23 protein-coding genes are annotated in these 22733 nt (G+C 65.6%); 16 read left to right on the forward strand and 7 right to left on the reverse strand.

Annotated features, from left to right (window positions below; all coding sequences use genetic code 11):
• Positions 1 to 142 precede the first annotated feature (142 nt).
• On the reverse strand, positions 143 to 355 hold the full coding sequence (locus ASE28_RS28375) for a hypothetical protein (protein ID WP_057269450.1): 213 nt from the start codon (positions 353 to 355) through the stop codon (positions 143 to 145).
• An 11-nt stretch (positions 356 to 366) separates the two neighbouring features.
• Positions 367 to 1233, reverse strand: a complete 867-nt coding sequence (locus ASE28_RS28380; RefSeq protein ID WP_082608304.1) for a M23 family metallopeptidase — start codon at positions 1231 to 1233, stop codon at positions 367 to 369.
• A 170-nt stretch (positions 1234 to 1403) separates the two neighbouring features.
• On the opposite strand from ASE28_RS28380, the gene ASE28_RS28385 reads away from it, so the two are divergent.
• A complete protein-coding gene (locus ASE28_RS28385) occupies positions 1404 to 2687 on the forward strand; it encodes a phosphatidylserine/phosphatidylglycerophosphate/cardiolipin synthase family protein (protein WP_057269452.1) in 1284 nt (427 codons plus the stop codon).
• A gap of 196 nt (positions 2688 to 2883) precedes the next feature.
• Positions 2884 to 3912, forward strand: coding sequence for a hypothetical protein (locus ASE28_RS28390; RefSeq protein ID WP_235516241.1), 1029 nt, complete (start codon positions 2884 to 2886; stop codon positions 3910 to 3912).
• 64 nt (positions 3913 to 3976) lie between these two features.
• Here ASE28_RS28390 and ASE28_RS28395 read toward each other — a convergent pair whose 3' ends face one another.
• The gene (locus ASE28_RS28395) at positions 3977 to 4228 is read right to left on the reverse strand and encodes a hypothetical protein (RefSeq protein ID WP_057199495.1); all 252 of its coding nucleotides are present in this window, start codon (positions 4226 to 4228) and stop codon (positions 3977 to 3979) included.
• 170 nt (positions 4229 to 4398) lie between these two features.
• On the opposite strand from ASE28_RS28395, the gene ASE28_RS28400 reads away from it, so the two are divergent.
• From ASE28_RS28400 to ASE28_RS28415, 4 genes are all read left to right on the forward strand, one after another.
• Entirely contained in the window at positions 4399 to 5364 is a 966-nt protein-coding gene (locus ASE28_RS28400) for a MoxR family ATPase (protein WP_057269454.1), read from the forward strand.
• Positions 5365 to 5371: 7 nt separating this feature from the next.
• Positions 5372 to 6565, forward strand: a complete 1194-nt coding sequence (locus tag ASE28_RS28405; protein ID WP_057269455.1) for a DUF58 domain-containing protein — start codon at positions 5372 to 5374, stop codon at positions 6563 to 6565.
• Positions 6562 to 8040: a DUF3488 domain-containing protein gene (locus ASE28_RS28410; RefSeq protein WP_057269456.1), complete on the forward strand. Its 1479-nt coding sequence runs from the start codon at positions 6562 to 6564 to the stop codon at positions 8038 to 8040. The genes ASE28_RS28405 and ASE28_RS28410 overlap by 4 nt, the downstream gene beginning before the upstream one ends.
• 166 nt (positions 8041 to 8206) lie before the next feature.
• Entirely contained in the window at positions 8207 to 8989 is a 783-nt protein-coding gene (locus tag ASE28_RS28415) for a transporter substrate-binding domain-containing protein (RefSeq protein WP_057269457.1), read from the forward strand.
• Between the two features lie 47 nt (positions 8990 to 9036).
• Here the strand turns inward: ASE28_RS28415 and ASE28_RS28420 are convergent, their stop codons facing one another.
• The 4 genes from ASE28_RS28420 to ASE28_RS28435 all read right to left on the reverse strand — a co-directional run bounded on the left by ASE28_RS28420 (position 9037) and on the right by ASE28_RS28435 (position 12636).
• Entirely contained in the window at positions 9037 to 9357 is a 321-nt protein-coding gene (locus ASE28_RS28420) for a DUF2322 family protein (protein ID WP_057199499.1), read from the reverse strand.
• Between the two features lie 114 nt (positions 9358 to 9471).
• On the reverse strand, positions 9472 to 9894 hold the full coding sequence (locus tag ASE28_RS28425; RefSeq protein ID WP_057269458.1) for a nuclear transport factor 2 family protein: 423 nt from the start codon (positions 9892 to 9894) through the stop codon (positions 9472 to 9474).
• Between the two features lie 115 nt (positions 9895 to 10009).
• A complete protein-coding gene (locus ASE28_RS28430; RefSeq protein ID WP_082608305.1) occupies positions 10010 to 10726 on the reverse strand; it encodes a zeta toxin family protein in 717 nt (238 codons plus the stop codon).
• Between the two features lie 86 nt (positions 10727 to 10812).
• Positions 10813 to 12636: a glutamine--tRNA ligase/YqeY domain fusion protein gene (locus ASE28_RS28435; RefSeq protein WP_057269459.1), complete on the reverse strand. Its 1824-nt coding sequence runs from the start codon at positions 12634 to 12636 to the stop codon at positions 10813 to 10815.
• Positions 12637 to 12969: 333 nt separating this feature from the next.
• Between ASE28_RS28435 and ASE28_RS28440 the strand changes: the two genes are divergently transcribed.
• From ASE28_RS28440 to ASE28_RS28485, 10 genes are all read left to right on the forward strand, one after another.
• Entirely contained in the window at positions 12970 to 13332 is a 363-nt protein-coding gene (locus ASE28_RS28440; protein WP_057199504.1) for a hypothetical protein, read from the forward strand.
• A 199-nt stretch (positions 13333 to 13531) separates the two neighbouring features.
• Positions 13532 to 13990, forward strand: a complete 459-nt coding sequence (gene aroQ, locus ASE28_RS28445) for a type II 3-dehydroquinate dehydratase (protein ID WP_057269460.1) — start codon at positions 13532 to 13534, stop codon at positions 13988 to 13990.
• The gene (locus tag ASE28_RS28450; RefSeq protein WP_057269461.1) at positions 13990 to 14913 is read left to right on the forward strand and encodes an alpha/beta fold hydrolase; all 924 of its coding nucleotides are present in this window, start codon (positions 13990 to 13992) and stop codon (positions 14911 to 14913) included. Before aroQ ends, ASE28_RS28450 begins: the two co-directional genes overlap by 1 nt.
• Positions 14914 to 14968: 55 nt before the next feature.
• Positions 14969 to 15433, forward strand: a complete 465-nt coding sequence (arfB, locus tag ASE28_RS28455; protein WP_369818315.1) for an alternative ribosome rescue aminoacyl-tRNA hydrolase ArfB — start codon at positions 14969 to 14971, stop codon at positions 15431 to 15433.
• A 142-nt stretch (positions 15434 to 15575) separates the two neighbouring features.
• On the forward strand, positions 15576 to 16409 hold the full coding sequence (locus ASE28_RS28460) for a class III extradiol ring-cleavage dioxygenase (RefSeq protein ID WP_057269462.1): 834 nt from the start codon (positions 15576 to 15578) through the stop codon (positions 16407 to 16409).
• Positions 16410 to 16456: 47 nt separating this feature from the next.
• On the forward strand, positions 16457 to 17113 hold the full coding sequence (locus ASE28_RS28465; RefSeq protein WP_057199508.1) for an alpha/beta hydrolase: 657 nt from the start codon (positions 16457 to 16459) through the stop codon (positions 17111 to 17113).
• 163 nt (positions 17114 to 17276) lie between these two features.
• On the forward strand, positions 17277 to 18275 hold the full coding sequence (locus tag ASE28_RS28470; protein ID WP_082608306.1) for a DUF3014 domain-containing protein: 999 nt from the start codon (positions 17277 to 17279) through the stop codon (positions 18273 to 18275).
• A gap of 118 nt (positions 18276 to 18393) precedes the next feature.
• A complete protein-coding gene (locus ASE28_RS28475) occupies positions 18394 to 18720 on the forward strand; it encodes a HigA family addiction module antitoxin (RefSeq protein ID WP_057199510.1) in 327 nt (108 codons plus the stop codon).
• Positions 18721 to 19140: 420 nt separating this feature from the next.
• Positions 19141 to 19992 (forward strand): helix-turn-helix domain-containing protein, encoded by an 852-nt coding sequence (locus ASE28_RS28480; protein ID WP_057199511.1) that lies wholly within the window; start codon positions 19141 to 19143, stop codon positions 19990 to 19992.
• 447 nt (positions 19993 to 20439) lie between these two features.
• Positions 20440 to 22638 carry a TonB-dependent siderophore receptor gene (locus ASE28_RS28485; protein ID WP_082608307.1) on the forward strand — a complete coding sequence of 733 codons (2199 nt, stop codon included), beginning with the start codon at positions 20440 to 20442 and terminating at the stop codon, positions 22636 to 22638.
• Positions 22639 to 22733 lie beyond the last annotated feature (95 nt).

Genomic DNA, 22733 nt, shown 5'->3' on the forward strand with positions numbered 1-22733 from the left:
CCCGCCCTCAACGCAGGCATGCAGCACCCATCCCACCAGAACCGCAGAACCGCTTGGCGCCGGCCCTGACCTGCAGGTCATGCACACAGCCATAGGCCATTGCAATCAAACGCCGCCTGCAGGATGCACGCAAGGCGGCGCGTCAATCACTGCTGCCGCCCGTTACCGCCTTCACACCAGCAGCCCCCACATCCACCGTAGCCCCAACCACCTTGGCCCCCACCTTCACCGTGGTGGCCGCCACGCTCACCGCCGCATCGGCCACAGCCACCACGGCGCAGCCTGCGCAGCACAGTGCCAAGACGGCAGATGCCAGTGCGCGGCCTGTGCGAAGTGTGTCGTGGTCAAGTGCCATGGCGCTTGCCATCACGCCTGCGGCGCGAAAAGGGCCGGGTCCACCATGGTGCGGTTGAGCATCACGCCCCAGTGCAGGTGCGGCCCGGTCACGCGGCCGGTGGCGCCCACGGCGCCCAGGCGCTGGCCGGTGGCCAGCACGTCGCCCACCTTCACGTCGACGGCGCTCAGGTGGCAGACCATGCTGAGCAGGCCCTGGCCATGGTCCAGCCACACCGTGCCGCCGTTGAAGAAATACTCACCCGTGTCGATCACGCGCGCTGGTAGGGGCGAGAGGATCGGCGTGCCCGTGGGCGCGGCGATGTCCATCCCGCTGTGCGGATTGCGCGCCTGGCCATTGAACACCCGGCGCAGCCCGAACGAACTAGAACGCCGCCCCGGCACCGGCACGCGCATGCGCAGCGAATCCAGGGCCACGCCTGCGGGCTGCTCGGTGAAGGTGGCCATCACCAGCGCCTGGTGGTCGCGCTCGCGCTCGTAGCGTGCCTGGTCCTCGGGCGACAGGTCCACCGTGCGGGGCGACACGGTGAGGTGCTGCTCCTTGTACTTCTTGGGCGACACGGTATAGGCCACCTGCCGGGGCGCACCGCCACCGGCCGGCTGCACGGTGATGTGCGCAGGGCCCGGTGTGGCGGCCAGCGGTATGCCGACGATGGCCGTCCATTCGATGGCATCGCCCAGCACCAGCACCGGCACATCGCCCGCATGCGCTGCCGGCCGCTTGGCCGCTGGGCCGAGCGACAGGCGGGCCACGCCGCCCGGTACCTGCAGCGGCTGCGGCCACAGCGTGGGGGCGGGCGGTGCCTTGGCGTGCAGCGCGGGCGCATGCAGGGCCAGCAGGCCGCTGGCTGCGCCCAGCAACGCGGTGCGGCGGTTCATGGAAGAGGTCTCGGCAGGGAGGATGGCGTTGCGGACGGAATGGGGCACGGAAGTTCGGACCTTGGGCAAATCGATGGCGGGTAGACGGCGAAGCAGGCCGCCATTGTGCCGGGCCTTTGAAACGATGTCGGCCTACATCGGCCCGCCAGGGCCCCGCCCACAATCGCGCCATGAAAAAAACAGGCCGCACCCTGCGCATCGTCTTGCTCACCTTCGTGGCCACGGCCGCGCTCGTGCTCTTTGCCCTGAACTTCACGGCCGGCGAGAAAAAGGTGCAGCACCAGATACCGCGCCTGTACACCAGCGCCAGCCCGCAGTTCGAGCGCGCCATGGGCAGCCTGCTGGGCCCGGGCATCCTCCCCGGCAATGAGGTCAAGGAGCTGATCAACGGCGACCAGATCTTTCCGCCCATGCTCGCGGCCATCCGCTCGGCGCAAAAGAGCGTGACCTTCGAGACCTACATCTACTGGTCCGGCGACATCGGCAAGCAGTTTGCCGACGCGCTGGCCGAGCGCGCCCGCGCGGGTGTGGCGGTGCATGTGCTGCTCGACTGGGTGGGCAGCGCCAAGATGGAGGAGAGCTACCTGGCCGAGATGAAGGAGGCCGGCGTGCTCGTCGAAAAATTCCACAAGCCGCACTGGTACAACCTGGCGCGCCTGAACAACCGCACCCACCGCAAGCTGCTGGTGGTGGACGGGCAGGTCGGCTTCACCGGCGGCGTGGGCATCGCCCCGGAGTGGACGGGCAATGGCCAGGACCCCGACCACTGGCGCGATTCGCACTACCAGGTGCGCGGGCCCGCCGTGGCGCAGATGCAGGCCACGTTTCTGGACAACTGGCTCAAGGTCACGGGCAAGGTGGTGCATGGGGACGCGTACTTTCCGGCGATCGCACCCCAGGGTACGCAGCGGGCGCAGATGTTCTCGAGCTCGCCGTCGAGCGGCAGCGAGAGCATGCAGCTCATGTACCACATGGCCGTCACCGCAGCCGAGCGCAGCCTGGACCTGTCGGTCGCCTACTTCGTGCCCGACGACCTCACGCGCCAGCTCATGCTCGATGCCTTGAAGCGCGGCGTGCGTGTGCGCCTCATCACGCCCGGGCCGCACACCGACACCGAGACCGTCAAGGCCGCCTCGCGTGCCACCTGGGGTCCGCTGCTGGAGGCCGGGGCCGAGATCTACGAGTACCAGCCCAGCATGTACCACTGCAAGGTCATGATCGTGGACCAGCGCATGGTGTCGGTCGGTTCCACCAATTTCGACAACCGCTCGTTTCGCCTCAACGACGAGGCCAACCTCAATGTCTACGACGCTGCGTTCGCCGAGCGCCAGACGCGCGTGTTCGAGGAGGATCTGACCAAGTCACGGCGCGTGACCCATGAGGAGTGGCTGGAGCGGCCGCTCAAGGAAAGGCTGGCCGAGCGGTTGGCGGCTTTGCTGGAGTCGCAGCTGTAGGCATCTTCGCCCAGGTCATGACATTTCATTCACAGCTGGTTACTTTCTCAAGGTGGCTGTAGGCTTGCAGTGCGTTACGCTTTCCTACAATCCCGCCGTCAAACAATAGGGAAGAGGGATTTTCATGGCGCAGCGGCGAAGCATTCTGGCGGGACTATCTGGCTGGCTCGGGGCTCTGATGGCGGGTGTTCCCGGTATGGCCGCTTCTGCGGCGGACGGCCCCACTGCAGGCAGGGCCGGCATCCACCCCTGGATCGAAGTGGGCGACAGCCTGGTGGCCGACGTGATCGTCGATGGCAAGGTGGTTGCTCAACTCGACCACAAGGCCACGCAGCCGGGGCTCAAGAAGCCGCCCGCGTTGGTGTTCGCGCTGCCTGCGGGCCTCAAGCGCGTGCGGCTCAAAGGCACTGTCACCATCGGCGGCAAGGCCTCACCGTTCGACAGGAGCTGGAAGGTGCGCGACATGGCGTCCTTCTCGGCCCCGCTGTACGACCAGGGAAAGCCCTGGATCGAGCGCATCCGTGGCCTGGCCAAGAAGCTGGAAGACAGCATCTCCATCGAGCCCGGTGACGGCGGTGCCAAGAAGAAGCCTGCCAAGGCCGCCTTCGCGGATCTGGAAAAGAGCCTGGGCGCGCCACTGCCCCCATTGGTGAAGGTACTGGGCGACTGGCAGATCCAGATCGGTGACTCCAACTTCCTGCCGGCCGCCCAGATGGGCAAGGTGACCGATTTGCTGCTGGGCGATTGGGGCTACAAGCGCACCGGTGCCGATGGGCTCGACAAGATCCTCCCGCCTGCGGTGCGCGCCCGCTACGACCGCAGCCTGGCCGTGTTCGTCGAGGTGGGGGATGGGCTGGGCGCCCTGGCGTGGGACCCGGCGGGCGCCACGCCCGGCGAGCCACCCAGCACCTGGGGCGACAAGGGCAACCCCGGTGCCCGGCCCGGCGCGCCCAATGAAGGCGTGTGGTACTGGCTGCACCAGGATCACATCGCCAAGCCCGAGTTGCTGCTCGATGACGACTACCGCCCCAAGTCCACCGAGGCCGCGCTGACCCATGTGTTCCAGCGCTTTGCGCTATCGGACCTGGACTCGCCCGAGGCCGACGACGAACTGGTGGTGGACACCGCCAACCCGCGCACCAACCTGCTGCAGCTGCACTTCGATGGCCCCCGGAACCCTCGGCTCTGGCTGCGCAGCTACGACTACCACTACAGCCTGTATTGAATTGCCATGCCGCCGCAGCGCGACCTCCATCGAGCGGAGGCAGCGCGCGGCGCCACGGGGTGCATCAATGCGTGACGAACTCGTAGGTCACGGCTTCGCTGTCCACCATGTCGAGCACTTCGTGCAGCGCGTCGTCATCCTCGGGGCTGCTCCACAGCTCTTCGGGGTCGGTGGCGAACAGGGGCTCGATGGCGATGTCCATGAAGCGGCCATCCGGCAGGCTCAGCACGGGCGTGCCTTCGGAGGTTTCGACCAGCGACCAGTCCTCGGGGACGGACATTTCGACTTCGATGGTGACTTTGAGTTTTTTGGTCATGGTGTGTGTTCTCGGTTGGTGAATGCGGGCAGGGTAACCGCATTCGGCCCGGCGTGCGGGGACGGGGTTCCATGGGTTGGCTGCGGGCAGGCATTCCCCTGCGCAATATGGGGCTTGGACCTGCGCGGGCTGCCCCTTAGAATTTTTGACCTACAAGAGGGGGAAGTTCGTTGGATCTCACACAAACGGCCACAGACGCCGCACAGCAGCCGCACGCGCGCACGGCGCAGGCCATCATCCACAATGTCGAAAAAGTCCTGCAGGGCAAGCACCAGCAGGTGGAACTGGCGCTCGCCGCCATCGTGGCCGGCGGGCACCTGCTGATCGAGGACGTGCCCGGCCTGGGCAAGACCATGCTGGCGCGCGCGCTGGCGGTGTCGGTGGGCCTGTCGTTCAAGCGCATCCAGTTCACGGCCGACCTCATGCCGTCCGATATCGTGGGCGGGCCGGTCTACAACCCCAAGGATGGCTCGTTCACCCTGCGCCCCGGCCCGGTGTTCGCCAACATCGTGCTGGCCGACGAGATCAACCGCGCCAACCCGCGCGCCCAGTCGGCCCTGCTCGAGTGCATGGAAGAGGGGCAGATCACGCTGGACGGGCAGACCCTGCCGCTGCCGGCCCCGTTCGCCGTGCTGGCCACGCAAAACCCCATCGACATGGCGGGCACCTACCCGTTGCCCGAGGCGCAGCTTGACCGCTTTTTGATCCGCCTGTCGCTGGGTTACCCCGATGCGGCGACCGAAGCGGGGCTGATCCAGAGCCAGCAGTACGCGCACCCCATCAGCCGGCTGCAGCCGGTGTGCGGGGCTGGCGATTTCGAGCGGCTGGTGGCAGCGGCGCACGAGGTGTCCATCACCCCCGAGGTGGCGCAGTTCATTGCGGCCATTGTGGGGGCCACGCGCAAGCATGTGGACATACGCTTCGGTGCCAGCCCGCGCGGCACGCTGGGCCTGGCGCGCATGGCGCGCGCACTCAGCTGCATCCGCGGGCGCAGCTACGTGGACCCGGCCGTGGTGCGCGAAGTGGCCGCGCCGGTGCTGGCACACCGCATCATCGTGCAGGGGCAGGGCGCCCAGGCCAAGGATGCGGCCGACATCGTCCAGGCGATCCTGATGCTCCAGCGCACGCCGGTCTGAGCCCGGCATGGAATGCCTGCTCACCCGCTCGCGCGTGCTCGTCGCGTTCTGCTGCACGCTGCTGCTGGCCGCGCTCAACCGCCGCGACCCCATGGTCTACGGCATGTTTTTGTTCCTCACCACCCTCACGGTGCTGGGCTTCGTACTGCCCTGGCTGTCGCTGCGCGGCATGTCCGTTCGCTTGAAGAACAACGGCGTGGCAGAGGTGCAGGAGGGTGCTGCCTGCGACCTGGGCCTGGTGGTGGAGCGCAGCGTGCGCTGGCCCGCCTTCATGGTCGATGTGGAGACCGAATGGGAATGGGCCGGCCACCGCATGGTGCTGCGCCAGACCGTGCCGGTCATCCGCAAGGGCGCCGCCCCGGTGCTCGGGCGTCTGGCGCGCTTTTCTTGCCGGGGCCACTACCGGCTGGTGGCGGTGCGGCTGGCCAGCGGCTTTCCGCTGGGGCTGCTGCAGGCGCGGCGCAGCATGCCGCAGCAGCACACGGGCATTGCCGTGCACGTGCTGCCCCGCCCCCAGGCCGTGCACTGGCCACTGCCGTGGAGCGTGTCGCCCGACGCCTCGGGCACCCTGGCCACGCGCCACACGGGCCAGTCGTTCGAGCTGGGCCTGCTGCGTGAATACCAGCAGGGTGAATCAGTGGGCCGGGTCAGCTGGCGCGCATCGGCCCGCGTGGGCGAACTGGTGATTCAGCATTTCCAGCAGATGGGCGCGCTGGCCCTGCGCCTGGTGGTGCATGCACCCGGGGCGCCTGCCTTGGGCGACCCGCGCAGTGCGGGCGAGCAGGCCATCCGCCTGGCGGCCGGCGTGTGCGATGCGGCGCTGGCCCAGGGCGCAAAGGTAGTGCTCTACCCCGCAGCCGATGGCGAGGCCAAGGACAGGCCCCCCGTGCAGGATGCAGCGCTGGTGCGCCAGGCCCTGGCCTCGGCCCTGCCCAGCAGCCCCGAACAACTGCGCCAGGCCTGTGCCCGCGTGGCCGCCGACGCCCGCGCGGGCGAGCAGATCGCCCTGGTCGTGCCGGGTGACCTGGCCGTGGCAGATCTGCAGGCAGCGCTGGCTGAACTCGCGCGCCTGCCGTGCACGGTGGTGACCTGCATTGCCCTCGGGCCCAAAGGCGCCCTCACGCACCGGGCCAACGCAGAGCAGTTGCGTGCGGTGGCAGCGCAGGCCGGCGTGACCACGGTGCTGCAGGAGGCGCCATGAAAAAGCCGTCACCCCACGCCACCGCCGCCCGCAAGGCGCGCAAAGTGCCCCCGCAGGAGCCGCCATCACCACCGCTGCGCAGCAGCGGCACCATCGTTTTTGCCGGCCTGTGCTACCTGTTTACCGGCTTTGCGTTCTCGTACGTGGACCGTGGCCGCATGGCCTTTGGCGTGTTCTGTGTGCTGTGGCTGGCGTGGGCGGTGCTGGGCTTCGGCGCGGGCGTGCTGAACTGGCGTGGTGGCGAGGGCGCGGGCCGCGGGCTGTGGCGGGGCATGGCCCTGGTGGGCCTGGTGCTCGCGCTGGTCCCCGGCTTCCTGCTGTACCCCTTCGCCCGCTGGGTCTGCCTGGTGCTGATGGTGGTCATGGGTGCGCGCGCCGCCCAGTTGCGTACGCGGCGCGACCTGTATTTCACGATGACGGTGGTCTTCACCGTCTGCTTTCTGACCACCACGCACTACGCCGCCGACTGGAGCCTGTGGTTCTACCTGGGCCCCGCGTGGCTGTTCGGCGCGCTGGCGCTGGCCTGGCTGCATGCTGAAGGCGTGGACCTCTCGCGCTGGACCCAGTTGTCCATGACCACGGGCTTTGTCGCCGTGTCGTGCGTGATCGCGGCCTGCCTGTTTCTTTTTGTGCCAAGGCCGCCGGTGCTGGGCTTTGGCTTTCTGCCCGGTGGCGACGTGCCGGGCCTGTACGAGCCGCCTTTCGGCAACCAGGCCGATGGCCGCGGTGAGCAACGCGCCGGGGGGCAGGGCGGTAGCGCGGGCAGCGGCAGTGCGGGCAACCAGGGCGGTGGTTGGGGCGGCGCTGCGCGCCCTGGCCAGTCGCGGCCCCGGCCCGGCCCGGCGCCTTCGCCGTGGGACCGCATGCTCGACGGCATGCGCGATGCCGGCCGCGACCCGTTTGCACCGCAGTGGCAGCGCGGCGCCATCAACGGCGCGCTGGACGCGGCCCAGGCGCTGCGCAACTGGTTGCGCGGCAGTGGGCCGTCTGCCTCGTCACCCGGGGGCTCTGGTGGCACGGGGGAGCCGGGTGACCCGCAGGCCGAGCCACCACCGCCATCGGGTGGTGAAGCCGGTGTAGGCAACCCGCTGGTGCTGCTGGCCATGGCGCTGGCGGCCTGGCTGCTGTGGCGCTACCGCTACCGCTGGGCGCCCCGCCTGGCACTGGCCGTGGCATGGAGTCTGTCGCGCTGGTTTCCCGAGCGGTCGATGCAGGTGTCGGCACGTGCCCTGACCTGGTGCCTGCGTGCCCGCCGCCACCTGCCGCTGCCCGGCCAGTCCGTGCGCGAACACTGGTCGTCTGCACCCGGCCTGGCACCGCTGGCCCACCAGTGGACGCAGCGCGCTCTGGAGACCTACTGCGCCACGCGCTTCGGCGGCGTGCCTGCCACGCGAGCGCGCGCCCTGCGCCTGCGCGAGGACGTGCTGGGCGCGGCCGATGTCATGAACGGGGCGATGCCCGAGCTCAGCCGCTGACGGACTCGTTGACGGACTTGCACCGCGCGCGGTGCCGGGCGGCAGGCGGGCATGAACTCTGCATGCAGTGCCTGCTGCTGTATCCTTTTGTTGCGAACCGCCCGCGCGGACAGTGGTGGTCGCACACAGCCGTACCCTCACCCTTCCCCCTTCGGAGTGCCCTGAAATGATCGCCAAGAAACTACTTGCCGTGGCCGTGACCGCCGTGGTCGCCACCTTTGCCCTGAGCCAGGGCGCCCAGGCCGGCCCGCGCCTGGACAAGATCATGGAAACCAAGGTGCTGCGCGTCGGTACGCCCGGTGACTATCGCCCCTTCGCCATCAAGACCGACGCCGGCCTGTCGGGCCACGACATCGACGTGATCGAAGCCATGGCCAAGGAGCTGGGCGTGAAGATCGAGTACGTGCAGACCTCCTGGCCCAAGCTGATGGCAGACCTGCAGTCCGACCAGTTCGACATCGCCGTGGGCGGCATCACGCGCAACGTGGCGCGCATCCGTTTGATCGAAATGCTGCCCGGCTACGCGCCCTTCGGCAAGGTGGCGCTGGTGCGCTCGGCCGACAAGGCCAAGTACACCACCGTGGACGACCTCAACAAGCCCACTGTGCGCGTGATCAAGAACCCTGGCGGCACCAACGAAACCTTCGTGCTGCAGAACCTCAAGACCGCCCAGGTCAGCACGCATGACAAGAACGCCGAGATCCCGGCGCTCATCGCCGAAGGCAAGGGCGATGTGATGATCACTGAAACCTATGAAGCCCTGGTCTACAGCAAGGCCGACCCGCGCCTCTTCGCCGCCTTCATCGACGCACCGCTCACGCCCAAGAGCTACCTGGGCTTCATGCTGCCCAAGGACGATGCGGACTACACCCGCGTGATGAACTTCGTCTGGGGCCAGATCGACAGCCGGGGCGTCCTGAAAGGTGCCTCGGACAAGTGGCTGAAGTAATAAGCCGCTGATTCACCGGGCTGACTGGAGCCCGGTGCGCCGTGCCATCAGGCCTGGGCAATCACCTGAGCGCGGTAGCTCTCGCTGCCTTCGGCCCAGCCCAGCAGGCGGTCGATATTGGGGTGCTTGCCCGGAAAGGCCTTGGCATCGGCCACGTGCTCGCCATACCACTCCAGCCCCAGGCGCGCCGCTGCCGGCGTGATGCTGCCGCCGTACAGCGCAGCCAGCGCGGCATACACCACCAGCGAACCGGTCTGGCCGGGCTTGTTCTCGATGGTGGCAAGCACCTCGCCATCGGCGCCCAGCAGTTGCAGGGCGGCGAGGTGGGAGGCGGAAGGCAGTTGCTGGAGGCGGGCGGCGAAGTTCATGGGATGCGGAGAAAAGAGAAGATCCGGGGCGGACATGTCCGCCTGTGGTTGGTTGAAGGAAGACCGCCGATCTTAAAACCCTGCGCACGCATCTGCACCGCAGTCACTTCGCCATCAGTGCTTGGTGGGCACCTTCATGGAATCTTCCACGGGCGTCTCGGTGTGCATCACGCATTGCCACTGGCCATCGGCAAGGATCCAGGTCGAGCTGTCGTGCATCACCTGCTCGGTGCTTTGGGCCTTGTCGCCGCGCGGCGCCACGCCCTGCTTCACGCGGTAGGTCAGGATCCCCATCGCGTCGGTCGGGAACACCACCTGCATGTCGCTGAACTCAAAGGCGGTGACCACCATCGGGCCTTCCTTGGCCATCTTGCCGTACATGGTGCGGTCGAATTGGAGCGCACCGTGGCTGCTGACCATCATGGCGGGCTCGGCCAGCAGGTCGGTGGCGGCGCCGATGTTCTCGTCGACCATGGCTTGCCAGAATTGGGTTTCCAGATCGATGAGCGTCTGGCGAGGTGCGGTTGTCGTAGGCATAGGGACCTCCGTTGTTTCACGAACAAGGGGCCATGGTGCTGCTGGCGAGGTTAGGCCGGCATCAGCTGAGTGCGAAGGGTGGGGTAGGGAAGGGCTGACAGTGGGCTCTCCGCCATCACGCGGGTGCCTTTTGCAGGGCTTGGCGCAGGCGGACGTACTCCACTGGGCTGACGTGCTGCACCTTGCCTTCCACCGTGATCACCATATGGGTGTTTGCCTTGCGCGCGTCTTCCGCTGCACGCAGGCCTGCCCTGGCAAGCGCCGACAATGCAGCCTGGGCCAGGTCATCGGTTGGGGCGAGACCTTGGTCCAGCAGCAATGGCTGCCGGTGCTGGTTTTCGTACAGAAACCAGGCATCGACGATGGGCTGGTAGGTGTGGTTCAGATGGAACGGCCCCGCATCAAACCGCCGCCTAACGACCTCATCAGGGATGTTGTGCCCGCCCTGCGACACCCGCAAGCGCACCCGCTCGATGGCCATGTCCGCACTGGGCAGTTGAAGGAAAAAGAGGATCACCCGGTAGCCCAGATTGCGCCAATGTCGGATCTTGGTGGCATAGATGCGGCCGGACAGGGTGGTTTCCAGCGCAAAGCTGCGCCGGTGGGTCACATGGTCGTCGATTTCCGCCAGCATGATGCGCCCCGCCTTGAGGGCGGCTGCCTCCGGTGCAAAGGGCGACAGGCCCGCCGCTATCAAGTCCGCGTTGACAAATGCAGGGCATCGGGCCTCCACCGGCAGGAACTCGCGCGCGAACGTCGTTTTGCCCGCGCCATTGGGCCCGGCAATGATGATGGCCCGAGGCCCTGCTTCGGTGGTGGAGTGGTCGGTCACCGATGGATTGTGCCTCTGTGGCGTCAAGACCGTGGTGCCTCAAAAGCACAAAGGCGCCCTGGGCGCCTTTGTGCTGTGTGTGGGGTTTATTTGCCCCACGAATCCTTCAACCCCACCGCCAGATTGAACACCGGCTTGCCCGGCTGGTGGTCCAGCCGGTCGGCAACGAAGTAGCCGTGGCGTTCAAACTGGAACTTGTCGTCCGGCATCGCATTGGCCAGGGAGGGCTCCACGATGGCGGTCACCGTCTTCAGGCTGCTCGGGTTCAGGCCTTCGATGAAGTCCTTGCCGCCAGCGTCGGGCTGGGCTTCGAGGAAGAGGCGGTCGTACATGCGCACTTCGGCATTGACGCCGTCGGCCACGCCCACCCAGGTGATGGCGGCCTTGACCTTGACGCTGTCGGCGCCGGGGGTGCCGCTCTTGGTGTCTGGCACCACGGTAGCCAGCACTTCGGTGATCTTGCCGTCGGCATCCTTGGTGCAGCCGGTGCACTCGATGACGTAGCCGCCCTTGAGGCGCACCTTGTTGCCGGGGAACAGGCGCTTGTAGCCCTTGGGGGGCACTTCTTCAAAATCTTCGCGCTCGATCCACACCTCTTTGCCGATGGTGAAGTGGCGCTCGGGGCTTTCCACGCCTTCGGGCGGGTGGGGCAGCGAGGGCAGGGTGCAGGGCTCCAGGTGGCCTGCGCCCATGACCTCGTCCCAGTTGGTGAGCACCAGCTTGACGGGGTTGAGCACGGCCATGCCGCGGAAGGCCTTGAGCTCCAGGTCTTCGCGCAGGCAGCCTTCCAGGGTGCTGTAGTCGATCCAGCTGTCGCTCTTGGTCACGCCGATGCGATCGGCAAACACCTGCAGCGATTCGGGCGTGTAGCCGCGCCGGCGCAGGCCAACGATGGTGGGCATGCGCGGGTCGTCCCAGCCGCTCACCTTATGGTCGTACACCAGCTGGGCGAGCTTGCGCTTGCTGGTGATCACGTAGGTGAGGTTCAGGCGCGAGAACTCGTACTGGCGCGGCGGCGGGTTGCCCAGCAGGCCGCCTTCGGTGAGGCGCTCCAGCAGCCAGTCGTAAAACGGGCGCTGGTCTTCGAATTCCAGCGTGCACAGGCTGTGGGTGATCTGCTCCAGCGCATCCTCTATGGGGTGGGCATAGGTGTACATCGGGTAGATGCACCAGGTATCGCCGGTGTTGTGGTGCGTTGCGCGGCGGATGCGGTAGATCGCCGGGTCGCGCATGTTGATGTTGGGGCTGGCCATGTCGATCTTGGCGCGCAGCACCATGGACCCGTCTTCGTGCTCGCCATCGCGCATTTCGCGAAAGCGCTTCAGGTTTTCGGCCGGCGTGCGGGCGCGGAAGGGGCTGTCGACGCCCGGTTTGCCGAAGTCGCCGCGGTTGGCGCGCATCTGCTCCACGGTCTGCTCGTCCACGTAGGCGTGGCCGGCCTCGACCAAGTATTCGGCCGCGCGGTACATGAAGTCGAAATAGTCGCTGGCCTGGTAGGGCGCGGCGTTGGGGCTGCCGTTCCAGTCAAAGCCCAGCCATTTGACGGCATCGATGATGCTGTTGACGTACTCGGTGTCTTCTTTTTCGGGGTTGGTGTCGTCAAAGCGCAGGTGGCACACGCCGCCGTAGTCGCGCGCCAGGCCAAAATTGATACAAATGCTCTTGGCGTGGCCAATGTGCAGGTAGCCATTGGGTTCGGGCGGGAAGCGCGTGCGGATCTTGGCCGGGTCGGGCTGGCCCTTGGCGTGGTGTGCAGCATCGCCCGGCGTGCCACCCCATTGGCGGCTGGCATAGGTGCCCTTGTCGAGGTCGCTCTCGATGATCTGGCGCAGGAAGTTGCTCGTCTTGGCGGTCTCAGGGGCCGCTTCGGGGGCTGCGGCAGGGGTGTTGGCTGGGGTGGACGTGGTCATGGGGCCATTTTATGGGCAGGCCGGGCCGCTTGCTGCGGTGCAGCGCGGCCAGGGGCGCCAGGGGGCTGGCTGCACGCTGCAGCCTGGGCCCTCTGTGCCCGATTTGTAACTCCACGGGTCCCCCAAAAATGGTCTGTGGGCGCCTGCAACAGCCTGCCGGCCCCTACGCTGAAACGTTTTGGTGTGAACTATTGCGCAGGAGTGCGCACTCACGTGTACGTAAAGAAACAATAAAGATGGTGTTTCGTGCCATCCTTTCGGACATCTGGTGCGTTGAGTACCAGTGAGGCGAATCCCAACCAAGGGTGCCGCCTCCACTACCAGGAGATTTACATGACGAAAACCCGTTCTATCCAGTCCATGGCCGCCGCCGCTGGTGTGGCCCTGGCGCTCTTTGCAGCCGCCGGCTCCGCCCAGGCCCGCAGCGATGTCAACTGGTCGATAGGCCTGAGTTCGCCAGGTGTGGTGGTGGGCGTGGGCAACGGCTACCCGGTGTATTCCGCACCCGTGTACTCGGCCCCAGCGCCCGTGTACTACGCACCGCGCCCGGTGTACCAGGCTGCGCCCCCCGTTTACTATGCGCCCCCAGCGCCTGTGTACTATGCGCCGCCCCCACCCCCGGCCTACTACTACCGCGGCGGTGGCTACGGCCATCACCACCACGGCCACGGCGGTCGTGGTCGCTGGGACCGCTGATCCCGGCTTGACGAGGCCCTGAAAGGGCTTCGCCCGGACCCGGCGCTGCCACCCTGTGTGGTACGCCTGGGTGCTTGGGGCGGCGGTGGCGGGCACCGCATAATCCCGCGTTGGCAGGAAGAGTTTTTGGCGCTTCCACCACGGCTTGCCTGGCATATGGTCGGCAAGCCCATCCCAACGCCCGGAGAGCTGCTGCACCATGTCGTCTGCCCAGAAGAAAACCGTCTTTGTCCTCAATGGCCCCAACCTGAACCTGCTGGGCACGCGCGAACCCGCCGTGTACGGCGCGCACACCCTGGCCGATGTGGAGCAGATGTGCGTTGAGGCCTGCGAGCGCCACGGTTTTGCGCTGCGTTTTCACCAGAGCAACCATGAAGGCGCGCTGGTGGACTGGATCCATGAGGCCGGCCGCCTGCATGCTGCTGGCGAGTTGGTCGGTGTGGTGCTCAATGCCGGCGCCTACACGCACACCAGCGTGGCCCTGCACGATGCCACCAAGGGCACGGCCATCACGCTGATCGAGCTGCACATCAGCAATGTGCATGCGCGCGAGGCCTTTCGCCACCACTCCTACATTGCCGCAGCGGCCAAGGCCGTGATGTGCGGCTTTGGCGTGCGCGGCTACGCGCTGGCCATCGACGGCCTGGCGGGCATGTGATGACCGCTGGGGACGACGAGGACCAACACCCCGCAGCCCCTGCGCGCGAGGTCGCCCGCCTGCCTTCCCCCGAGATCGACCGCCTGCGCGCCCTGGCCCAGCGCCACACCACCCCCTGCGGCAGTGGTGACATGGTGTGGCACAGCTGGGGCGAGGCCCAAGGTGATGTACCGCCGCTGGTGCTGCTGCACGGCGGCAGCGGCAGTTGGACGCACTGGGTGCGCAACATCGAGCCCCTGGCCGCTGCCGGCCGCCAGATATGGATACCCGACCTGCCGGGCTTTGGCGATTCGGCCACCCCTCCCACGGGCGGCGATGCCGATGCGCTGGTCGAGCCCATGGCCGATGGCCTGCGTGCATTGTTCGGCCCCCGGCCGGTGGACCTGGTGGGCTTTTCGTTCGGCGGGCTCACCGCCGGGCTCACGCTGGCGGCCCACCCTGAACTGGCGCGCCAGCTGGTGGTGGTGGGTGCCCCCGCCATGGGCGTGGTGGCCGAACGGCCTGTGCGCCTGAAAGGCTGGCGCCACCTGCCGCCCGCCGAGCAACTCGACATGCACCGCTACAACCTGGCCGTGCTGATGCTGCGCGATGCGGCCCTGGTCGAAGGCCTGGCGCTCGTAGTGCATGTGGGTAATGTGGTGCGCGACCGCATGACGCGCCGCCGCCTGGCGCGCACCGACATCCTGGCCCGCTCGCTGCCGCAAGTGACCTGCCCGGTGCACGTGATCTACGGCGAAGCCGATGCGTTGTACCAGGGCTTCATGGCCGAGCTGGAGGCTGCATATGCCGCCGCCGTGCCGGACTTTCGCGGCATGGCCCTGGTGGCCGACGCCGGGCACTGGGTGCAGTTCGAGCGGCCCGAGGTTTTCTTGCAGGCGCTGCTGGCGGCGCTGGCCGATGGCGCAGCGGGTAGAAGGGGCTGACATGGCAGACACCCCGCTCGACCCCAAGCCATTGGCGCCTGCCGTAGCAGCTGCCTTGCCCGAGGCAGCGCCACGCCCACCCCGCCCGCCGCAGGAGGCCCCGCGCGTCAACGGCCAGGTCGCCGTGTTGCAGGTCGACGAGCGCGAGGTCGAGATCACCGCCATGCGCGCCCAGGGCGCGGGCGGGCAGAACGTCAACAAGGTATCGAGCGCCGTGCACCTGCGCTTTCCCATCGCCGCGTCGTCGCTGTCCGAAGGCGTGAAGGAGCGCCTGCTGGCCCTGCGCGATTCGCGCATCACGCAAGACGGCGTGGTCGTCATCAAGGCCCAGCAGTACCGCAGCCAGGAGCAGAACCGCAGCGATGCGATCGAGCGCCTGAACGCCCTGGTCAACACCGTGGCCGCGCCGCCGCGCGTGCGGCGGGCGACCAAGCCGACGTATGGGTCCAAGCAGCGGCGGCTGGAGGGCAAGAGCCAGCGGAGTGAGACGAAGGCGTTGCGGGGGCGGGTGAAGGACTGAGTGGGTCTGCGTGTCTTGATGTGTGTGCTTCAAGGGCTCGATTGACCTCAAAAACGCAACAATCCGTTTGTCCCCAGGGGCTTGGTCTCGACCTGCGTAAGTCCTAAAGTACCTCTCAGACCCTAGAGAGAGTAGCCCCACCATGTCCGCCACCACCCAAGTCCCCTTGTCTTCGCCCGCCACCGTCCCCGCCCTGTTCGTATCGCACGGTGCGCCGCTGTTCGCCATCGACGCCGGCACTACCGGCCCTGCGCTCACGCAGTGGGGCCAAGGGCTGCGGGCGCAGTTTCCCGGGCTGCGCGGCGTGGTGATCCTGTCGCCGCACTGGATGGCGCGCAGCCCGCAGGTGATGACGGGGCCGCAGCCGGCCACCTGGCATGACTTTGGCGGTTTTCCGCAGGCGCTGTACCAACTGCAGTACCCGGCCCCGGGCTCGCCCGCGCTGGCGCAGGAGGTGCTGGGCTTGCTGCAGGCGGCCGGCGTGGCCGCGCAGGGCGATGCCGCGCGGCCCTTCGACCATGGCGCCTGGGTGCCGCTGATGCATTTGTTCCCCGACGCCGACCTGCCGGTGGTGCAGGTGGCCCTGCCGGCGGGCGCAGGCCCTGCCGAGGTGTTTGCGCTGGGTGCGGCGCTGCGCGGGCTGCGCAGCCAGGGCGTGCTGGTGGTGGGTTCGGGCAGCATGACGCACAACCTGTCCGAGTTCTTTGGCGGCGTGCGCGAGCCCGCGCCCTATGTGCTGGAGTTCAGCCGCTGGATCGAGGATGCGCTGGCCCGCGGTGACATGCAGGCGCTGCTCGACTACCGCAGCCAGGCGCCGCATGCGGCGCGCGCTCACCCGACGGAAGACCACTTCCTGCCCATTTTTTTCGCGCTGGGTGCGGCCGGCGATGACCTGCAGGCGCAGTACCTGAGCCGCGAGGTGATGTACAGCATGTTGTCGATGGACGCATTTGCCTTGCAACCTGCTGCACACTGAGCGGCGAACAAACCTCTTCTGCTGGCACCCTTTCAACATCAAGATTCATGACTACACCTCAACTGCCGCTGACCTACCTGCACCGCCCCGCCGCCGCCGGCACCACCGAGCCCTGGCTGCTGGTGCTGATGCACGGCGTGGGCAGCAATGAGCAGGACCTGTTCGGCCTGGCGCCGCATGTGCCCGGGCGCTTCCATGTGCTGAGCCTGCGCGCGCCGTTCCGCATGGGGCCGGGGGCCAACGCCTGGTTCGAGTTTTCGGTGGCGCCCAATGGCGACCGCACCATCAACGAGCCGCAGGAGCTGCAAAGCCGCGCGCTGGTGGCGCAGGCGGTGGAGGCCGCTGCATCGCAACTGGGTGTGCCGGCCAGCCGCGTGGTGGTGGGCGGGTTCAGCCAGGGCGGCATCATGTCGCTGTCGCTGCTGCTCACCCAGCCCGCGCTGCTGCAGGCCGCGATGGTGTGGCACAGCCGGCTGTTGCCCCAGGTGCTGCCAGCCGCCGCGCCGGCCGCTGCGCTGCAGGGCAAGCAGCTGTGGGTGAGCCATGGCACGCAGGACAACGTGATCCCGTTGGTGCAGGCCCATGCCATCCGCGAGCATTTCGCGCAGCTGCCCGTCACCCTGAGCTACCGCGAGTTCCCGGGCATGCACGAGATCCGCCCGGCCGAGCTGGCCGCTACGGTGGACTGGTTGCAGTCCTTGTAGGAATCTCCCGCGTCTGGGCACGCTGTTGCTTGCGTGCAGCGTGCCCATGACGAAAACAGGGCGTTACGTCTTGCCGGAACCTAAAGGGTTTCCAATGGTCAGGCCATGATCATCCGGGCCGCTGCGTTGGCCGAACCCCGGCCCATGACGCAAGGACCCCTGCATGCCCGATCCAGTGCTCGACCCCGACCGCGATTTCTCCGAACTGCGCAGCGACCACCACCCGGTGCCGGCGCGCAGCGCCAGCAGGTCGTCCACCGGATGGATCGCGGCCTTGTCGGTCGTGGCCGTGCTGGGCGCCGGCTACGCATGGTGGCGCTGGCAGGCCAACTCCGGGACACCGGCCGAGCCACCCGCCAGCACTGCGCCGCCCGAGGCGGCCGCATCGGCACCCGTGGCTGCTGCATCGGAGCCCACGGGCCCGCAGAACCTCATCGACCCGCTGGCCCCGGCCGACGCCGCCCAACTGCCTGAACTGGCCGAGTCCGATGCCGCAGTGGCCCAGGCGCTGACCGAACTGCTGGGGCATCCCTCGGTGGGTTCGTTCTTGCAGCTCGACGGCTTTGTGCGCCGCGTGGTGGCCACAGTGGACAACCTGCCGCGCGCCCAGGCGCCCTCGCGCATGTGGCCGGTGCAGCTGGCGCCGCGCCGCTTCAGCGTGGAGGGTGTGCCCGGCACCCACGGCCAACTGGCCATTGCAGGCGGCAATGCCGGGCGCTACAGCGCCTTCGTGGCCTTTGCCGAGGCGATCCCCGTCGACCAGGCCGTGGCGGTGTACGCGCGGCTGTACCCGCTGTTCCAGCAAGCCTACGAAGAGCTGGGCTACCCGGGCAAATACTTCAACGACCGCCTGGTGGCCGTGCTCGACCACCTGCTCAAGACGCCCGAGCCCACCGGCCCATTGCTGGTGGAACTGACCGAGGTGAAGGGCGAGGTCACTTCCACCCGGCCCTGGGTGCGCTACGAGTTTGTGGACCCGCAGCTGCAGGGGCTGTCGAGCGGCCAGAAGATGCTGGTGCGCATGGGCCCGGACAACGAAAAGCGCCTGAAGGCCCGCCTGGCCGAGTTCCGCAAGCGCGTGGCCACGGGGGTGGGGCCCAAGGCTGCGGGCAAGGGGCAGGTGCCTGCGGCGAAACCACCGGCGCGCAAGCCGGCACAGTGAAAGCGCGCAGCGGCCGCGTGCGGTGGCCACAGCGACAATGGCCAGTACCGAGTCTGTGTGGACTCCGTTGGGGCCCATGGACGTTGAGATTCTCGACTATCACTGACGGGAGATCACCATGGCGAAGAACGGCATGCGCCCGATCCATCCGGGCGAAATTTTGAAAGAAGAGTACCTGGTACCACTGGGTCTCAGCGCCAATGCGGTGGCGAAGGCACTCAACGTGCCGCCCTCCCGGGTCGGAGACATCGTGCTGGAAAGGCGCGGCATCACCGTGGACACGGCCTTGCGGCTCGCACAGTTTTTCGGGGGCGATGCGCAGTCGTGGCTGAACCTGCAGCAGGCCTATGAACCCAAGGTCGCGGAAAAGACCCTTTTGAAGGAAATCAGGAAGGAAGTCCGGCCTCATTCCATCGGGGGCGACAGCCGGCTTGCCCTTGCCTGAGGGGTCGAAGGACAAGCCGCGCAAAAAGGGTGGAGTGGCAGGCCAGCCCCGCTGCGTGCACCGGACGTGATGTACCAACGAACCAACCGCCGTTGATATATCTCGCCGAACTTCGTGCTCATCTCAACGACTGACCTATGGAAGGTCTGCACAGTGCGATGAACGACAACGTAGCAAGCTGATTTTAGCCAAGACAGGCTACCGGGGCTCAGATCCACAGGTCCTGGCCGTCGTTCGGCCCGCAACGGGCTTTGATTTGCGGGCAATCTCGGCGCATTTGAGAGGCCATTCCAAGCAACAAATACGGTCGGCATGTTGATCGCAATATAGCTACGGGCTTGATTTGCTTTAATGAGTAATTTTGGAAAAATATCTTCCAATTCAGCCAACCCCGTACTTCCATCCAAAGCCGTAGACGTTATGCCAAAGATTGCAATCGATGGGTTCACTGTGTCTAGGGACATGGACAGCGTCTCGCGCCCTGTTGTGGCACTGAGTGCCACGTCGGTAACAAAGGACTGGGAAAATGCCAAGCACCAGCACCGCAAGGCGCAGCTAATCTATTCAGCGCGCGGCATCCTCAACTGTGAAATTGAAGATGGTGTCTGGATTGTGCCGCCGCAGTGCGCCATATGGATTCCGGGCGACTTGCCCCACTCGGCGCGGGGGGCTGGTGAAACCGAATGCTATTGTTTGTTCGTAGAGCCCGACGCCGCACCAGATCTGCCGACAACGTGCTGCACCATTTCGGTAACTCCATTGCTCCGCGAGTTGCTACTGAAGGTGGCCGGATTTCCTGAGTTATACGCCTCGGGGGGTCGAGAAGACCGGCTGATTGCCGCGTTGCTCGATGAATTGGTGGCGGCGCCGGTAGAGCACTTGCATCTACCCATGCCGCGCGATCTCCGATTGCGCCGCCTCGCGCAAATGATGCTGGATGACCCGACGGACAAGACCTCGAAGGCCGATTGGGCAACTCGTATTGGCATGAGCGAGCGAAGCATGAGCCGTCTTCTGCTGCATGAGCTTGGGATGAGCTACGGGCGCTGGCGTCGACAGCTGCATGTGATCCTTGCACTTCAACTTTTGACCAAGGGCCAGAGCGTACAAGCGGTGGCGTTCGAGCTGGGCTATGAAAACGCCAGTGGGTTCGTCACCATGTTCCGCAAAGCAGTAGGCAAGCCTCCAGCACGATACCTCTCGGATCGCGCGAGCGGCGCACAGCTTGCTACCGTGCCCGGGATCATTCTTCCCGACGAAACCTTCGCCTGACTCCATCAGACTGTATTGGCTTGGGATTGTCTGCTGCGTCCAGCCCGTCAGCCATGCCTTCCGCGCAGCTACTTCCATTGCAAACGTTGTTTGGGGATGGTGAAAAACGACTCCTTTGGACAGTGTCCTCCCTTTCCTAAAAGCGCGCAGAGGCTGGCGTGGCCCCCATTGGTTGCAGCATGTTCGCTGCCACAGGTGCGCCAGGGCACGCTCATGACAATCAGTTCGCTGGAAGCGGTAACGATTGGCCTAATTGAACAACAATCTGGCTTGGTTTCGCAATCTATTCTCTCAGTGCTGCGGTCAAATGACGCATCTAAATACAAATGAGTATTGTTTATGCCGTCCGTCGCAACTACAGGCAAGTCTCTTCAGCCATTTGGTAATCGCGCTAAGCCCTATGACTACCTTCGTCAGGGTGGGCCGTTAAGGGGAAACATCAGGAATATGTCCTGCGCCGTGCTCGGCTCGGCGGTGGCTTTTCTCATGAGCGCGCAGGAGGCGTTCGCCGCCCTGCCAAAGCAAATCCAAAACAACGCATCGGGGTCGTCTCAAGAGGAAATACCGTTGCCGGATGTCACCGTAACGGGCCGCATGGATACGGCGACCACCGAGGGTACCGGCTCCTACACCACGGGCCAGACGACGACGGCGACGAATTTGCCACTGTCGCTTGAAGAAACACCGCAATCGGTCACGGTGGTGACGCGCCAGCGCATGGATGACCAGCAATTGAATTCGGCGCAGGGCGTGTTGGAAAACACCACAGGTGTCGCGTCGTACCAGTCCGACAGCGAACGGACGAGCTTCTACTCACGCGGTTTTTTGATCAATAACGTTCAGTATGACGGCATACCCACCGTCGTCGGCAACATTGTCAATGGGAGTGGTATCGGTTCTATCGACACCGCGTTCTATGACCGTGTCGAGGTAGTGCGAGGCGGCTCCGGGTTGCTGACCGGCACCGGCAATCCCTCGGCAGCCGTCAACCTCGTGCGCAAAAGACCGACCCGTGACTTCTCGGCGTCCGCTTCGCTCGGTGCAGGAAGCTGGGATACCCGCCGGGGAATGGCTGACGTATCGACTCCATTGACAGAGGACGGCCGCATTCGCGCGCGCATGGTGGGGAGGTACCAAGACGGGCACTCTTACATCGACGGCTATAAGCCGAAGAGGAAAGCGTTGTATGGGATCGTCCAGGCTGACCTGACATCAAACACGAAGGTGAGCGTGGGCTATGACTACCAGGACATCACGCCGCGGGGCTCGACCTGGGGAGGTTTGCCGCTATGGTTCAGCGACGGCACGCAGGCGGACTATTCACCCGCCAAGAACTACGCGCAGGATTGGAGCCATTGGGACACTACACTCAAGACAGCCTTCGCCGAGATCGCGCACCGCTTCGATAACGGCTGGAACTTCCGGGCCGCCGCTAACAAGTACAGCACCGATTTCGACGCCGAACTACTTGGTCTAGCTGGCCGGCCCGATCGTGCCACAGGGCTCGGCTCCAATCCCAACGGAGCCTATCCGGTAGCGCTGGCGTCTGAAGGCCGCAGCCGTCAAAACACCATCGACGTGATGGCGAGCGGCCCCTTTGAACTGCTGGGCCGCCAACATGACTTGGTGGTGGGGGCAACGAGTTCGCGCCGCACGGCTAGCCAAGAAGATATATCGCCTTTCTTTGCTGGCTTTGCGCCGGTCAATGTCTATGGCCTGAGCCCTGCCTTTCCCCGCCCTAATTTCGATGCTATAGCTTCGATACCGACCCGCACACAAATCAAGCAGAGCGGTATCTATAGTGCAGCCCGAATTTCGCTGTCTGAACCTCTGAAACTCATCGCTGGCGGTCGCTTCAGCAGCTACGAAATCGACGACAACGTCAGAGGCATGTCGTTGCACTACAAAAAGAGTAGTGAGTTCACCCCCTATGCGGGCTTTGTCTACAACATTGACAAGACCTATTCGGCCTATGTCAGCTATACGAGGATATTCAATCCGCAAGCCGACTATCGGGACAGCAATGGCAATGTGCTCACGCCATCCAAAGGAAAAACCAAGGAAATCGGCCTCAAAGGCTCTTACCTGGACGGGCGGCTGAATGGGTCGGTAGCCTTGTTCCAGACCGAGCTGGACAACGCGGCCCAACTTGTCGCTGGAGCCTACACGCCAAGTGGCGCCCAAGCCTACGCAAGCGTGAATGGGACGAAGTCGCGCGGGATCGAACTGGACTTGCAGGGCGAACTGGTGCGCGGCTGGAACATCTACGCAGGTATCGCCAGCTTCACTGCGCAAGATGGCCATGGCGCCCGCTTGAGTTCGCAAATACCGCGCACCACGGCCCAATTTTTCACGACTTACCAGTTGCCCGGAGAGTTGAACAAGTTGACGCTGGGCGGAGGCGTCAAGTGGCAGAGCCGCTTCTATCGAGCGGCCAACAAAGGCACCAGTTCCTTGGGCGGAGAACAAAGTTCATATGCGTTGGTGTCGCTTGTGGCGCGGTACGCCTTCACAAAGAAGACCAACGTGGCCGTCAACCTTAACAACGTATTTGACAAGAAGTACGCACTGCAGAAGGGCGATTTTGACACCGTGAGTTATGGCGCGCCGCGCAACTTGATGGTGACGCTGAACTATAAATATTGATTTCATGGCTAACGAACGCTTTATCCATTGAAATTTGCAGACACACCTCATTAATTATCGAAAAAGCTTTTATGCCCCTTAAATCCCAATTACGC

The sequence above is a fragment of the Acidovorax sp. Root219 genome, from assembly GCF_001428665.1.
Taxonomy (GTDB): Bacteria; Pseudomonadota; Gammaproteobacteria; order Burkholderiales; family Burkholderiaceae_C; genus Acidovorax.